Genomic DNA, 1306 nt, shown 5'->3' on the forward strand with positions numbered 1-1306 from the left:
CTACCAGGCGCTGTGCGACGAAGCCGAGCGTGACTATGAAGGCTTCTGGGCGCGCCACGCGCGCGAGCTGCTGCACTGGACCAAGCCCTTCACCAAGGTGCTGGACCAAAGCAACGCACCGTTCTACAAGTGGTTCGAAGACGGCGAGCTCAACGCCTCTTACAACTGCCTGGACCGCAATCTGCAGAACGGCAATGCGGACAAGGTCGCGATCGTGTTCGAGGCCGACGACGGCAGCGTGACGCGCGTCACCTACCGCGAGCTGCATGGCAAGGTGTGCCGCTTTGCCAACGGCCTGAAGGCGCTCGGCATCAGGAAGGGCGACCGCGTGGTGATCTACATGCCGATGTCGGTCGAAGGCGTGGTCGCGATGCAGGCCTGCGCACGCCTGGGCGCCACGCACTCGGTGGTGTTCGGCGGCTTCTCGGCCAAGTCGCTGCAGGAGCGGCTGGTGGACGTGGGCGCGGTGGCGCTGATCACCGCCGACGAGCAGATGCGCGGCGGCAAGGCGCTGCCGCTCAAGGCCATCGCCGATGACGCGCTGGCGCTGGGCGGCTGCGAGGCCGTCAGGAACGTGATCGTCTACCGCCGCACCGGCGGCAAGGTTGCCTGGACCGAAGGCCGCGACCGCTGGATGGAAGATGTCAGCGCCGGCCAGCCGGATACCTGCGAAGCCGAGCCGGTGAGCGCCGAGCACCCGCTGTTCGTGCTCTACACCTCCGGCTCCACCGGCAAGCCCAAGGGCGTGCAGCACAGCACCGGCGGCTACCTGCTGTGGGCGCTGATGACAATGAAGTGGACCTTCGACATCAAGCCCGACGACCTGTTCTGGTGTACCGCGGACATCGGCTGGGTCACCGGCCACACCTATATTGCCTACGGCCCGCTGGCCGCGGGCGCCACCCAGGTGGTGTTCGAAGGCGTGCCGACCTACCCCAACGCCGGCCGCTTCTGGGACATGATCGCGCGCCACAAGGTCAGCATCTTCTACACCGCGCCGACCGCGATCCGCTCGCTGATCAAGGCCGCCGAGGCCGACGAGAAGATCCACCCGAAACAGTACGACCTGTCCAGCCTGCGCCTGCTCGGCACCGTGGGCGAGCCGATCAACCCCGAAGCCTGGATGTGGTACTACAAGAACATCGGCAACGAGCGCTGCCCGATCGTCGACACCTTCTGGCAGACCGAGACCGGCGGCCACATGATCACGCCGCTGCCGGGCGCGACGCCGCTGGTGCCGGGTTCGTGCACGCTGCCGCTGCCGGGCATCATGGCCGCCATCGTCGACGAGACCGGCCATGACGTG

1 protein-coding gene is annotated in these 1306 nt (G+C 67.2%); it reads left to right on the top strand.

All coding sequences use genetic code 11. The features are described 5' to 3' along the window. Positions 1-1306: acetate--CoA ligase (locus tag AC1Q6V_RS34590; protein WP_492316803.1), on the top strand; the 1306-nt coding region annotated here is incomplete at both ends.

It is taken from the genome of Cupriavidus sp. GW823-FHT07B10 (assembly GCF_058794355.1).